General features: G+C 60.5%; 8 protein-coding genes. 3 read left to right on the top strand and 5 right to left on the bottom strand.

Annotated features, from left to right (window positions below; translation table 11 throughout):
* Positions 1 to 40 precede the first annotated feature (40 nt).
* Positions 41 to 1,444, top strand: coding sequence for a sugar porter family MFS transporter (locus tag ACYU8T_RS02280; RefSeq protein WP_461158387.1), 1,404 nt, complete (start codon positions 41 to 43; stop codon positions 1,442 to 1,444).
* 236 nt (positions 1,445 to 1,680) lie between these two features.
* Here the strand turns inward: ACYU8T_RS02280 and ACYU8T_RS02275 are convergent, their stop codons facing one another.
* The gene (locus tag ACYU8T_RS02275; RefSeq protein ID WP_461158386.1) at positions 1,681 to 3,402 is read right to left on the bottom strand and encodes an FAD-binding protein; all 1,722 of its coding nucleotides are present in this window, start codon (positions 3,400 to 3,402) and stop codon (positions 1,681 to 1,683) included.
* A 118-nt stretch (positions 3,403 to 3,520) separates the two neighbouring features.
* On the opposite strand from ACYU8T_RS02275, the gene ACYU8T_RS02270 reads away from it, so the two are divergent.
* Positions 3,521 to 4,990, top strand: coding sequence for an NAD-dependent epimerase/dehydratase family protein (locus tag ACYU8T_RS02270; RefSeq protein ID WP_461158385.1), 1,470 nt, complete (start codon positions 3,521 to 3,523; stop codon positions 4,988 to 4,990).
* A gap of 257 nt (positions 4,991 to 5,247) precedes the next feature.
* Positions 5,248 to 5,835 carry a TetR/AcrR family transcriptional regulator gene (locus ACYU8T_RS02265; RefSeq protein WP_196225612.1) on the top strand — a complete coding sequence of 196 codons (588 nt, stop codon included), beginning with the start codon at positions 5,248 to 5,250 and terminating at the stop codon, positions 5,833 to 5,835.
* A gap of 62 nt (positions 5,836 to 5,897) precedes the next feature.
* On the opposite strand, the gene ACYU8T_RS02260 is transcribed toward ACYU8T_RS02265, so the two are convergent.
* From ACYU8T_RS02260 to ACYU8T_RS02245, 4 genes are all read right to left on the bottom strand, one after another.
* Entirely contained in the window at positions 5,898 to 8,765 is a 2,868-nt protein-coding gene (locus ACYU8T_RS02260; protein ID WP_461158384.1) for a glycosyl hydrolase, read from the bottom strand.
* A gap of 131 nt (positions 8,766 to 8,896) precedes the next feature.
* Positions 8,897 to 10,408 (bottom strand): GH39 family glycosyl hydrolase, encoded by a 1,512-nt coding sequence (locus ACYU8T_RS02255; RefSeq protein ID WP_461158383.1) that lies wholly within the window; start codon positions 10,406 to 10,408, stop codon positions 8,897 to 8,899.
* A 57-nt stretch (positions 10,409 to 10,465) separates the two neighbouring features.
* Entirely contained in the window at positions 10,466 to 12,151 is a 1,686-nt protein-coding gene (locus ACYU8T_RS02250) for a family 43 glycosylhydrolase (protein ID WP_461158382.1), read from the bottom strand.
* A gap of 203 nt (positions 12,152 to 12,354) precedes the next feature.
* On the bottom strand, positions 12,355 to 13,938 hold the full coding sequence (locus ACYU8T_RS02245; protein WP_461158381.1) for a DUF5597 domain-containing protein: 1,584 nt from the start codon (positions 13,936 to 13,938) through the stop codon (positions 12,355 to 12,357).
* Positions 13,939 to 14,019: the final 81 nt, after the last annotated feature.

Genomic DNA, 14,019 nt, shown 5'->3' with positions numbered 1-14,019 from the left:
GTTCGCCATGTTAGCGCTCACAATCAGGAGGGGTTCAGCTATGCATGGGGCTGCGCATGGGCGCGTCAATCTGGCGCTGATCAGCCGAATAGTCGCCGTAGCGACGATCGGCGGATTCATGTTTGGATATGATTCGGGGGCCATCAACGGCACGCAGGAAGGGCTTCGGCACACATTTGGCCTCAACGAGGCCCAACTCGGGCTGACCGTCAGCGCCCTGCTTCCAGGGTGCGCTTTGGGCGCTTTCCTCGCCGGCCGTTTCGCCGATATTTGGGGGCGCCGCTCCGTCATGATTGTGGCAGCGATCCTTTTCATCATCAGCGCGGCTGCGTCCGGGGGCGCATTCAGCGCAACGGTCCTGGGAATTGCCCGGTTTTTCGCCGGAATGGCGGTCGGCGCGGCGAGTGTCCTTTCACCCGCCTATATCAGTGAGGTGACTCCCGCACATATTCGTGGAAGGCTGTCGAGCATCCAGCAAGTGATGATCATATCGGGGCTGACGGGCGCATTTCTCGCCAACTACTATCTCGCAGACATAGCTGGGTCGTCACTTGGCACCGCATGGGCCGGACAGCCAGCATGGCGATGGATGTTCTGGGTTCAGGCGCTCCCCGCCCTTTTGTTCCTGGTCGCCTTGTTCGGCATTCCGGAAAGTCCGCGGTTCCTGATTGCCAAGGGACGGCTGCAACAAGCAAGGCTGGTGCTTGATCGCCTTATCGGCCCCCAAGCGGCGGCTGCCAAGATGGATGAGATCGGCGCGTCGCTTTCCCATGACCACCAACCGAGTCTTGCAGATATTCGTAAGCCCGGCGGCGGCTGGCGGAAGATTGTCTGGGTTGGCATTGGCCTTGCCGTGTTTCAGCAGCTCGTCGGCATCAACGTCGTCTTCTACTATGGCGCGGTGTTGTGGCAGGCGGTGGGCTTTACAGAGAGCGACGCGCTGAAGATCAACATCCTTTCGGGCGCCGTATCGATCTTGGCCTGCCTGATCTCGATCCTGCTCATCGACCGGATCGGGCGTCGCCCGCTGCTTCTGATCGGCTCTGCGGGCATGACGGTGACGCTTGGAACATTGGCATGGTGCTTCAGTAATGCGACGATTATCGACGGGGTGCTCCGGCTGCCTGAGGGGCTCGGCCTTGTCGCCCTCCTCGCCGCCAACATCTATGTCATATTCTTCAACCTCAGCTGGGGCCCCGTAATGTGGGTCATGCTCGGGGAAATGTTCCCGAACCAGATGCGAGGTTCTGCGCTTGCGGTGGCAGGCGCGGCACAGTGGCTCGCAAACTTCCTCGTAAGTTCGAGCTTCCCCTGGCTGGCGAAGAATATCGGCTTGCCCGTCACCTATGGCGCCTACACTGCCTTTGCCCTGCTGTCGCTGCTGTTCGTTCTGATGACGGTTCGGGAAACGAAGGGACTGGAACTCGAAGCTATGCAGGGTTAGCGGTTTTTCCAAGGCCTGCGGGTGGCGCCCCTGTTGATGACGGGCGCCACCACCACAACTCATCACACGATCTGCTGACAAATATGCTAGACTGTAGATTTACACTTCGGTCGTGGGCCTGGCGCGACGACCGTTGGCAATACGCCCTGGGCCGCCGTGCAGCTCGACCCAGGGTGCAGCACCGACGCAGCGAGAGAGTCTCGTCCTGTCTTTGATCTGTATGACCGACGGGCTGCTCAGTTGGGCGTTGCCAGGGACCGCGCAGCGCGCCGTCCAGAGAAGATACAATCGGCAACGGACAAGCCGCTCACATAGATGTTGGAGCATATGCCGACTGCATTCCGGCCGGCTGCGTAAAGTCCGCGAATGGGCTTACCCTCTTGGTCCAGGACCGCACCGCTTTCCTCCTGCACTTGCAGGCCTCCGAGCGTCAGGACAGGCAGGAATCCCAATTTCGCGTCGATAGACATGTTGATGGCGTGAAAAGGCGCTTTCAGGATTGGGGCGATGTCCTCCGATGCCTTGCCGAATGGATCGCGGGCGCCATTTTCGGCAAGCTGATTATAATCCGCCACCGCCGCCTCAAGTCCGTCCGGTGCGATCCCGCACTTTTCGGCGAGGCTTTTGACCGAGCCCGCCTTCTTCGATCCCAAAAGCATGGCGGCCAGCGCAGGGTAACGTTGAAAGGGTAAGATTGCCTTGCTTTTCGACTGGAGCTTCGCCCGCCGATAGCCTTCATCGTCAAGGATGATCCAGCACACGCCCTGATGATCCTCGACCATCGGCATGCCGATCGATGCGCCATAGAGCATCTCATTGACATATCGTCGGCCTTGTCGGTTGACGATCATGCCTTGCGCCCAGGCCATGGGCGGATTGATGAAACGCCAAGCACTGACATGGTTCAGGCGCGAGACAACGCCCCCCGCGCTTTGACCCAAGCGAATACCGCTGCCATCATCCCCTGGCGTACCAAGCGGCATGCCTTTCAAATATTTGGGCGCATAATGCGCGACCATCTGCCGGTTGAAAATAAAGCCGCCCGCCGCGAGGCATACGCCCCGCCGTGCGCGGATCATGCGCGTCGCGCCCGCCTGCCGCTCCACTTCCTGCGCCTTGCTGAACAGGCGTGAAGCCAGGCGAGCGATGATCGCAGCCCCAGGCATGGACGGCGGCAGGCGAAGCACCATCGCGGTTGCGCGACGCATCAGTGCGTCATAACGCTTTCCTTCTGCCGTATCGCGCTCCACCTGAACCGCGACCACGCCCACCACGCGTCCATCGCCATCCATGACGAGCTGTTTGACCCTTGTCGAAGACAGGGATTTGACGTCGGCGCGCTGCGCCGATTCCCTCAACGGGTCATAAAGGCCCTTACCGTAGCCCATAGGCGCATCCAGTTTATCGACCAGCGCGCGATGGCCTCTCGCGGCAGGTTTCGCCACGGCCTTGTAGTTGGGCGCAAGGCTATTGTCGGAATGATAGAGGGAATAGTCGGTGTGGGGATAGCTGGTCTTCTTTTCGTAGACCCGCCCTTCAAAGCGGACGCCGTGCCCGGCGAGCCAGCCTGCCGTTTCCGCGCTTTCCTGGCAGAAACGCCGCAGCGTGTCGTCGCTGACAACCCCTTGGGTTTCCAGGCGAAGATAGTTGAACATGTCCTCTACGCTGTCCTCGACGCCAGCTTCGAGCTGCGCAGGGGTGCCGCCGCCTCCGTAAAAGATGCCTCCGTTGATGCGCGTCGCCCCTCCCCCGTCGGCACGGTCGATGGCGATCACGGACAGCCCCTCCTCCCGCGCCTGGAGCGCTGCTGCAACGCCAGCGCCGCCATAGCCAACGATGACCACATCTTCTGCGCCATCCCAAGCGAATGCGTCAGCATCCTCGATCATGAGCGGCGCTTGCACCTCGCTATACCAATGAGGGTCGCCAGGACGAGGTTCGCTGTGCGGGCTGGTCATAAATTGTCTCCTGAGTCTGCGGCACGCTATAAATGGACATCAATGTACATTTCAATTGGCGTGCGCAGTTAAATGACCTAAGCCGCACCTATCCAGAAGAACGGCAAAAGGAACGAAGGTGGCAGGAACCGGAAAGCTTGTCCTGGTGACGGGCGCGACAGGCAATATGGGCAGAGCCGTTGTTGACGAACTATTGCAGACGCCCGGCATGACGGTCCGGGTCCTCGTACGCCCGGAAGAAAAATCTCATCCCGTCATTCGCCGCCTGCAAAAGCAGCACAATATCGATTACGCATGGGGCGACCTCACCGACCCCGTATCGGTGGATCGTGCCGTCGCGGGCGTAGACGTCGTCCTGCACATGGGCGCGCTGGTCTCGCCGCTTGCCGATGAACTTCCCCCTGCTCTCGTTGAGAAGGTAAATGTCGGCGGCACGCAGAATGTCGTGGATGCCATCCGACGCCAGCCCCACGCCGATCAGATCCGCCTTGTCTATATCGGCACGGTGGCGGAGACCGGCAGCCGCAATCCTCCCAACCATTGGGGCCGGACGGGCGACCCCATCTGCATCGGCTATAATGGACATTATGCCGGGACCAAGGCGCGGGCGGAGGCAATCGTCGCGGAATCAGGCCTCAGGCACTGGGTTTCCATCCGCCAGACCGGCATGGCCCATTACGACATGTGGAAGACGCAAGGGCCGATCATGTTCCACAATCCTCCAAACGGCGTAATGGAATGGTCGACCGTCGAGGATTCCGCAAATCTGATGGCCAAGCTGTGCGGCGACCGCATTCCAGATCATTTCTGGCGCCATTTCTACAATATAGGCGGTGGTGAAACCGGGCGGCTCGTCAATCATCAACTGATGGTCAGGATGATGGCTGCGATGGGCGTCAGCGACTTCCGCCGCATCCTCGACCCCAAATGGCTCGCGACGCGCAACTTCCACGGGCAATGGTATCTCGATTCCGACCGTTTGCAGGAACTCGTCCCCTACCGTCGCTTTTCAATCGACGATTTTTTCGCCGAGTTGTCGCGCCGCATACCCTGGGCTTTGCGCACTATCATGCGCTTCTTCCCAGGTCTCGCCCGCAAACAGATCCTTAAGGTCGCGGAAGGTCCCGGTGGCCCCCTTACCTGGCTGCGGACCAATGATGTGGAGCATATCGACGCCTATTTTGGATCACGGGAGGAGTGGGATCGCATCCCTAGCAGCTGGGACGACTTCCCCCTGGCGCAGCCTTCGCGCGAACCGGTCGCACTCGCCCATGGCTATGATGACGCCAAGCCGAAGGGTGAGTGGACTGCAGATGACCTGCGCGCCGCCGCCGGTTTCCGTGGCGGAAAATGCCATGCGGACGCGGTCGATGACCCCTTCACACCCGTGGAATGGGAATGCAGCCTCGGTCATCGTTTCTCTATGTCGCCCAACCTTTATCTGGCGGGCGGCCATTGGTGCCCCACCTGCCAGACCGATATCGAAAGCTATCCGCAGGTCGCCGCGTCAAATCCCTTCTTCGCGCAGGTTTGGCCGGGGCCGTCCGCCCAAACATCGACCACCGGCGCACCGAACCCTGTGAACTGATGAATTTCATGAAGAACCTTATCTTTCTGCGCGCGGCAGCGGCTGCGCGCACCCCTGAATCCGCCAGCGCGGCGCCCGCGACCTCATGTTGAAGGGCATAAAGCGTTTTTCGTAAGGCAGGATCACTGACAATCAGCTGGCCGCTGTGGAACGGCGTTGCCATCGCGACGGCACCGCATCAGAAGGTGCTGATGGCACGCCGAATTCCCATTCCTGCGAAACTCGCTTTAAGAAGGGGCCGCCCCACTTCCACGGAAGTGGCCCTGATCGAGCAAGCAATCCTTGCGACCGCGCGCAGCATGTTCCTTGCGGACGGTTTTGACGGCGTGTCGATGGAAAAGATCGCGGCGGCAACCGGAATAACTCGCACGACCCTTTACAGCCGCTACGCCACCAAATCCGACCTGTTTCGATCGGTCGTTAGGGAAACTTTGGCGCGTTGGTACGCCGTCTCTCGGGTCGAAGCCACCGACCGCATCACCGACATAGGCCAGATATTGCACCTGCGGGTTGCGGACATGGCGTCGCTTCTGGTGGATCCGCTCTTCCGCGGCCTTCACGCGCTGATCCTTCTGAACCGCCACCGCTTTCCCGACCTTGCGCCCCTGATGCATGATCTGGGCTATCTGAACGCGGTTCGGCTACTGGCGAACGACATCCGCGCCGCCGCGCAAAGAGACGGCATTCCGGTTGCCCGGCCTGAAGCGGTGGCGGAACATATCCTCACCGCCGTGCATGGCTGGTTCCTGCAATATGATCTGGTCCGCGAACTCACGGCCCAGGATATCGAAGCGCATGGAAGGGAAGTCGTCGACCTGATGCTCCTCGCTCGCGACCGCTGGTAATGACCTGCGGACGCGACCAGAGCGAGCAAAGGGGGGCGGGACTTCCCCGCTCGCGCTTCTGATCAACGACTGGCTTCCAGCCGTCCTGCGCCAACCCACCCCGCCGCGACGGGCTTCAGCTTCTTGAAGGCCGGGTTACTGGGGTCGATCATGCCGTTCTGCGGAACATTCGCCACAGTCACCTTGAGCATATTCGCGCCCGGCCGCAGCGCATCCGTTACATCAAGGCGGAACGGCGCGGCGATAACCGGCGGCAAAGTGCGGCCGTTGATCGTCACCGTCGCCATGTCATACACTTGTCCCAGGTCTAGACTGACGCGGGTGCCTTGCTTGAACCAGGATGGATCGATCGTGATCGAACGACTGTAGTTCGCTTCGCCGGAGAAGCCCGCCAGCTGCGGCACCTTGCTCCAGTCCTGCAGCGCGACCTCGCCGAAATCATGGGCGTAGGGCTTGCGCGCTACATGACCGGACACGGACAGCGCCCAGCCTTCGGCGGGCAAGGTCGCTGATCCGATTAAAGCCGGGGCCGCCAAGGTCTGGGGCCTGGCCTTGGGATCGAGGACAAGGAGTGCGCTTTCCCCGGAAGCAAGCGACAGAGGCAGCCGCGTCATGTCCGCCGTCGCGCTTGCGGAGACGGGCCTGACGCTGCCATCCATCGCATTCCAGCGCGTAACACCGCCGACGCCGGGCAACGACAGCGTGACATTTCGTGCGCTGTCACTGCGATTGTGAACGAAGGTGACGGTCTGCCCGTCGACCAACCGCTGAACGAACACCAGGTCCGAAGCGTCGCCATCAAAGCGAAGATTTCCCGCGACACCTGCGGCGCGGATCGCGGCAGGCAGCTCCGCTGCAGGCACGATCTTGGCTCCCGCCTTCATCGCTCCAGCTACCGCCTTCTTCACGCGAGCGTCGCGCTTCTTCGCCTCGGCCAGTCCTTCATCGCGGCGGGGTGCGTGATCGGTGAAGAAGACAGGCAGTCCCGCCTTGGCAAAGCCAGCTATCGCTTCCATCGTATCAGCGCGAATGCCGTCGATCGGCGGCAGCACGAGCACGCCATAAGCGTGCCCTCCCTTGGATATGAGCCGTCGACCCTCGACCCGCCCCTGCGCTATCGAGTCAGGATTGATCCGGTCGAAATCATATCCGGCGGCAAGGAAAGCCTTTTCGCCCGCCTGCTTGCCCGCGCCATCATCCTCGATACCGATATAATAGCCGTAGCGGCCATAGAACCAAGCAACCGGAACTACCGGCTCGCCCGCCTGCATGACGGCCTGCAACCGGCCCATATAGGCAGCAAGCGGCCTCATGGCAGGCCAGACCGGGTTGGTTTCGTTCAGCGGACCGCTGAACCCCAGGGAGAAAGGACTCGGTTGGAAGGCGTGCCAGCCCGGCCAGTCTTCGGCGTGAAAACGGTAGTTCATGCCGTGCAGGATCATGCTGTTGACGCCGCCGGCGATGATGAGGTCGGTGCGCCGCCGCATTTCCGTGGGCGTAACGCTATATGCCCGGTCGGGCCACACCAGGCTTTCCGCCGAAACGATGCGGCGTCCATAAAGGTTGGCGGCGGAGCGGGCGAGGCGCATGAACAGCGGATCACCGCTGTGAACCAGATCCTCGGTTTCTGGAATGTCGGCAAGTCCATAGCCGCGAATGGTATCGAACGCGCCGCCATGCGCCTGGAACTTGGCCTTCAGGCCATGGGCATGGTTCCACGCCACGAAGGGCTCGATGAAGCCCGCGATGATCATGTCCGACACCGTATGGCGATAATCCGCCCTCACCCGCTCGGCGATGTCGCTGTTTGCGGCGTCGAAATAGGGCAATGAATAATGTTCGTCCCATGCCTGCATCCAGCCCGGCTGCACCACGAAGGGGAGATAAGGCGTCAGATCATATCCGCGCCGTTTCTTGAATTCCTCCAGCAGTTTTGGGCCCCACTGAATATCCTGCATCAGTTCAAGAGAGTCGACGAACGTCGAGCGCATGCCCGGCGGGTTCTTGCCCAAGGGATCGCCGACGCGTGCGGCATGGGCTGCAAAGGCCGTGGGGTCGGTGTGGTCCAGGATAAGCTGAGGCCCCCGTCCGGCCGAGCCCAAGACCCCGACGTCAGAAGCAAATTGCCGGAAGACGAAGACCTGCCAGTCACCAGGCGGAGGCGACCAGTCGAGCGTGCCATCCTCCCGCAGCTTGTCGGTCAGGACAATGCGGCTGGCCGGATCTAGTGTGCCGGAGGTCAGCACATCGCTCCACGGCGAAATGGTCATCCCGTTCATGCCGCCGCGTTTCTTCAGGTCAGGCGCGCTGCCTTTCATCGCAACCACGGCCACGGTGCGCGCCCGCGCGTCCAACCGCTTACCCCAGTCCGCATATTTAGGATCTTTTGTACGCGGATCGAAGAAGTTGAGAGCGCCAAGCCTCTTGGTCCGCTTGGGCTGTTCGACCTTGATTGGGCCGGACGTGCCGCCCCTGACCATCGTGCGCGCCATGGCCAATTCGGTGAACGCCTTTTCCGGCGGTATCGCCTCGCCACCGCCCGACGGCCAGGCCGAGCCCAAGGTATAGTCGAGACTGAGACCAGCGCTCTTCGCGGCATCCGCCGCCGCGCGCAGATGCGCGAAGAAGCTGGGTTCGGCATAGTCGTTGACCACCGCCCTTTCTTCAGGGGTCAACTTCACGAAATTCGGCGAAAATGATTGCACCTCGGCACCGCCGAAGCCCATCTGCGCCATCAGCTGGACTTCGCGCCGCAACTCCACATCGGTTACAGCGTCGCCCGGCCACCACCAACGAAGGCGGGGCTTGGCCTCCATCGGTGGTGACTTGAACGCCTCCGACAAGGACTCAGCCGATGCCTGCACGTTCAGCACGGAAAATGCCATCGCGGTGGCTGCCAGAAGCTTTGCCGTTACCCTGTTGGCGAACATGATCTGATCTCTCTCTCGATTATTAACTTGGGGCCATTCAGGCGCAACACACTCGACATCACGGCAAACATCGTCGGCCGTCCGCACTCGGGTCGGTCAATGTTACAGCCTGAAGACCATCCTTCTCAGGATCAGACAGCCTCGACCAGCGCTACGCCTTCTGGCGGAAGATCCAGGATGATTTCGCCACGTCCATTGAGCGTTTTCAATTCAGGCGCAGCCAACTCCGCCGATTTGCGGATGGCGTCCATCTGCTCTCGCGTGGGATATTGCGGAGACCCCATGGCGCGCCATGCAGGATAAGGGGAACCGCGCTCCTGATCGACATAACTCACCTGTACCCGCTGCCCCGCCTGCGCGCCGCGCACCCTCACGAGCATCGCTTTGCGCGTACCTGTAACCTTGCGCTCCCTGCTCGCGCCGGGGATGCCTGGCGCCTGCTGCACATCGGCGAGATTCCAGACCAGAGCGGCAAATTTTCCCCCGTCCATTGTCGAGGCCAGGGCGGGTCCTTTTACCGCAAGTCTGCGGTCACTCAGGCGATTGAGCAACTTATAGGTGTTGAACTCAGGTTTCGCGACGCTGCCCCGGGCCAGCATTCCCCAACCATTCTGTCCTTCCTTGAAGACCCAGTTTGCGACCATATTTTCCTCATATTCGCCGCTGATCTGCCATTGACCCATGGCATGACAGTGAGGAAGGCTTTGCGTAATGGCGTGCGCGATCATGGCCGGGCTGTCGGATGACCATTCGTTCAACCACAATTCGGCTCCCTTGAACCGCGTCGCATCGATCTGCTTGCGGGCGAGCGCCACGCCCGCCGGCACGACGTCATATTCCCGGTATCGATCAACCTTGCCAAAGATCATCGCCTGGTCATCGCCAGGGTAAATGTGGGTGGATACGAAATCGACCGGCGTGCCAGTCTTTTCGCAATATTCCAGAAACTGAGGGATCCATTGGATAGCAGAGGTCGCCGGGCCGCCGATCCTGATCGACGGGTCAACAGCCTTAACCGAGCGAGCGCTCGCCTTGTAAAGCTCGAAATATTGCTCCTGCGTTCCACCCCAAAACCAGGACGTCAGGTTCGGTTCATTCCAGGCTTCAAAATACCATTGCCGCACTTCCGACGCGCCATAACGCTGTACCAGATGCCGCACAAACTTCTCGACCAGTTCGGACCATTTCTCCATCGAGCGCGGAGGGCTGACATCAGCCCTGTAGAAGCCGAACTTCTTCGTTCCGCTCGCCAACGCCTGCGGCATGAAACTCAGTTCGACGAAGGGCTGCACGCCACGGTCCAGCAGGCCATCATAGACGGCGTTGACGTTCTGGAAATTGCCGTTCGCGCCCACGCCCATTTCATCATTGAAAATTCCGTGAAATCGCACGCGTTTAAGACCGGCTTCGTTCTTGAAGCGTTCGAGATCCTTGCGCCAGGGCTCTCTCATCGTGATCGCCGCACGATCCGATCCCATGACCCGTGACCAGATATGGTCCAGCTTGCCTGTTTCGCGCCGAAGATCTATTTCGACGACCTGGCTCGCTTCCTCCGCCCACGCCGGCGAAGTCAACGCGGCGGCGCCAACCGCTCCACTCAGGGCTGTGAACTGGCGGCGTGTCCAGACAGGCATCTCATCCATCGGTCTTTTATCCTGCTTTTCTATAACATTGGGAATTTTGAGCGTGTGAACGCCCGCTCATCGTGAACAGGCAGGCTTTCCCCCGCGGGTGATGCCATTTTCGTTCACCGCATCGATCGCGACGCAGTAGCCTTTCCCAATGTTGAGGCTCGCTACGGTGATCGACGTCTTTCCATCATAAACCTGGTAATTCTGGTTCAGCAGGTCGGGGCGAACCCCAAGCCGCACGACGTAGAATTCGGCCCCCTTTGCCGGTGCCCAGTTGATCACTGCGCTGCGCCCGTCATCGCCGTCCCGGCGAAGAGACGCGCGGCGCACCTTGGCGGGCTTCACGCCTCCACCATTGCCGAAGACCCGCAGATCCGAGAGCGAAAATTTCCCCCCATCAGGCGAATGGATGTTGCGCAAACGGACAAAGCGAGCGCGCTCTGGCTTGGGGAGGACCTCATAGTCATGGGGAGCATCGACGCCGTTTTGCGAGCGATCGACCGCGGCTTTCCATGTCCGGCCATCCAGTGAGAGTTCGAGGATGTAATTATAGACGTCCGCACTGACCCCCAGCGCTTTGGCGTCCTGATCGGCGAAGTTGATCTGCACCGCCTCGATCCGCTTGGGCGCGCCGAGATCTACCTGAAACCATTCGCCTGCCCCGCCGGTCTTGGCTGACCACCAACTCCGCACATCCTCATCGACCGCGTCTTTTGCAGAATATCCGTCCAGCGTCGAAGAGGCGCTTACGCTTTTCAGCCGCGAGAGCAGCATCCATCCCGTAAGTTTGCGGCTCCCCCCGATGTAGCGCGGGTAATCGGCCAGATAGGTGTCTGCGATAACTTCACCCGATCGCGAGAAGCTCGTCGGAAACAGCCCCAAACGCCGCTCGAAAATATGTCGTTGGGAAATCGTCATCGTTCCCGCATGCCACCACTGACCATCCTTCCCCTCGAAGGTCGATCCATGGCCTGCGCCTGTAATGAAGCCGGTCGGCTTGAACGCGAACGGACTATAATCCTGATAGACGAACGGCCCTAACGGCTTTTCCGACACCAGCATCCCGTTGGCATAAGTCTTGAACTCCGTGCCAGGGGCTGAATATTCAAGATAGTAGCGCCCCTTGCGCTTCGTCATCCAGGCGCCCTCGACGAAGGTCATGCCTTTAAACTTCTCGTTCCTGTCACCGGGAACTTCCCAACCCCGTTCGTCCGGTTTGCGCGACTGGGGGATGTCCACCTTCGCGATCGGCTGAAACGTCTTGGGATCAAGCTCCTCAGCATGGAGCGGTCCCTTGGATGCGAGGCCGTGGTAAAGATAGAGCCGTCCATCATCGTCCAGAAATAGGGCGGGGTCCTGATAGCCCGGGCTGATGTCTGCGGCCACGCGCCATTTTCCGCTCATTGGATCGTCGGTCATCCAGATATGCCGGGTATCCTCGCTGGTGGCGAGATACAGCTTGTCGTTGATGACCACGACGGTCGGAGCAAATTTGTCAACGGCGTAACCGGTCGGCTGGACGAACTCCCATCGCAGAAGGTCCGTCGAATGCCAGTAGCCGCTCGAGTGCGAAGCGAAAAGCCAGTAGCGGCCCTTGAACAAGACAATCGTGGGATCTGCAGCTTCCCGGAAGGACTCCTTGGGCCGTGGCTGAAGCGGGCGAAAGGGCGAAGGCGCCTGGTAGCGGTAAGGTAGATCGACCGGGTTCGCATAAGTCGCAAATCGGTCAGCGCCAGCCGCTTGCAGCGGGTGCATGGAAAACAACATCGCGCCAGTGGCCATCAGGCAGCCGACCCGAGACAGCCCCGGTCGAGCGCTGGAACAAGGACCTAAAATCATTCTGACCACGTCATTTGCCATGTTCCTGCAGACCCCCTCAAATTTTCTACGACTTGGTCGTGATTAGAAACAGTTTGTATTTTGCGCGCTTTGCGCACCGCTAAGGCTGATCCAGAAATCTAGTAGGTTGAAAGCTTTACGCGAAGCAGCGCAGGCTGTTCGTTGAAGTTGAAGCCATAGGAGATCTGATCACCATTCCAGCGGCGGCTTGCTTGCCAGCGGCCATCGATGAAGGTTCCCTCCTCCGCGCTCATGATCTGCCCGTTCACGGCCGGATCGACGGGCGTGAACTGAAAGCGGCTATATTGCCCGGCAACCAGGAATTCATTGGGGCCGAGCTGAGCGACCACACCGCCACCGACAGGCTCCTTCGCCCAAGGCGGCGGCTCCATGCCCGGCCAGGGAATGTCGAAATTGTTGCGCCCATAGGTGACGGAAATCTTCCAGCTGCCCATGGAGGTCGAGTCCTCACCCGCGCTGTTCTTGGCGGTGCCCCAGGTCGGGTGCTTGCTGGCGATCGCAGCCCAGTCGCGCGCGATAGGCCGGAACAGGCGGTAAGGGGCGGCGAACGCCTCAATCGTGGCAGCGTCCAACTTGCGCGTGCCGAGCGGGTAATTGGAGTAGCTCGTCGCATCCATTCCAAATGGCGCCCAGCCGATAGCCCCCCGCCCCAGCGCGGCCCAGAAGAAACGAACGGCCCAGATTGCGTTGCTCGTCTCGGGGACAAACAGCGCATTGTCTGGCCGCGCATAGCGATCCAGCAGGCCCAGATAGGTCTTTTCAAGCGGCAGATAGAGGTCAGGTCCGATGAGATCCAGCGCAGGCGCAGCCGTCTTCCAGATTGGCAGCACATTCCAATTGGGGCCGCCGCTCGCAACCTGGGCGGCCATGGCAGTGCCCGTCGCGTCAATGACCGCGGCGTTGGTGTAGAGGGGCAAGTTCTTCTCAGCCTTGCCAGCCACAGCAACTTCCTGCACGAACCGCGCATAGGTCCAGGCGGCGAATGCCTGGTCCGCCTCCTTGCCGAACACCTCCGCCCATGTCCCCGACTGCTTTCCTGATGCGCGGCGGATGTCTTCGGGCACCTGCTGCGCGAAAAGCCGCTCGGCTGCAGGCGAATAATCGCGAGCAACGCCGTGGCTCCCGATCTCATTTTCAACCTGGACCATGATGACGGTGTGCTCGCGATCGACCTCGCGCAAATGCCGCATCAGCGCGACAAAGGCCTTGCGGTCGGCAGCAAGTGTCGCCTCACCAAGCGGGGAAAGCGTGGTCGTGGGGCGGCCGTCCCGCTTCTGCACACGGGGGAAGCGCTTCGTGTCGCTTTTCACCCATTCCGGCGTGTAGGTTGAATCGCCGTTTTTCCAGCTTCCGAACCATAGCAGCACAACGCGCATGTCATTTTTGCGCGCCTGGGCGAGCAGCGTATCGACCCAGCTATAGTCGAACCTGCCCTCGGTAGGCTCAAACTGTTCCCAGGCGACCGGAATTTCGATCGTATTGGCGCTCAGCGCCTGCATCACCGGCCACACCTGAGGCAGTACCGAGGGATAATTGCTGGAATTATGCACCTGGGCGCCCAGCATCAGATAGGGCTTGCCATCCACCAGCAACGCATGCCGCCCATCTTCCGTGCGCAGACGCGGCAGCTCACCTGCATGAGCCGACGCAGCGGCAGCGACGCTGCAAAGCATTAGCGTCATGAAGCGAATAGAGTGGCGCACATGATCTCCTATCAATCGTCGACCGTTATACGTCCCCTGCCTAATAAGTAAACCACATCG

Source organism: Sphingobium sp. TomMM35A, assembly GCF_054771735.1.
Note: the sequence above shows the minus strand (reverse complement) of the source record. Positions and strands in the feature narration are given on the sequence as shown.

What these genes read in the sequence shown, in the direction of transcription:
- ACYU8T_RS02245 (WP_461158381.1), bottom strand. Translation starts at nt 13,938, where the DNA reads ATGACGCTAATGCTTTGCAGCGTCGCTGCCGCTGCGTCGGCTCATGCA.
- ACYU8T_RS02280 (WP_461158387.1), top strand. Translation starts at nt 41, where the DNA reads ATGCATGGGGCTGCGCATGGGCGCGTCAATCTGGCGCTGATCAGCCGA.
- ACYU8T_RS02260 (WP_461158384.1), bottom strand. Translation starts at nt 8,765, where the DNA reads ATGTTCGCCAACAGGGTAACGGCAAAGCTTCTGGCAGCCACCGCGATG.
- ACYU8T_RS02255 (WP_461158383.1), bottom strand. Translation starts at nt 10,408, where the DNA reads ATGGATGAGATGCCTGTCTGGACACGCCGCCAGTTCACAGCCCTGAGT.
- ACYU8T_RS02275 (WP_461158386.1), bottom strand. Translation starts at nt 3,402, where the DNA reads ATGACCAGCCCGCACAGCGAACCTCGTCCTGGCGACCCTCATTGGTAT.
- ACYU8T_RS02250 (WP_461158382.1), bottom strand. Translation starts at nt 12,151, where the DNA reads ATGCACCCGCTGCAAGCGGCTGGCGCTGACCGATTTGCGACTTATGCG.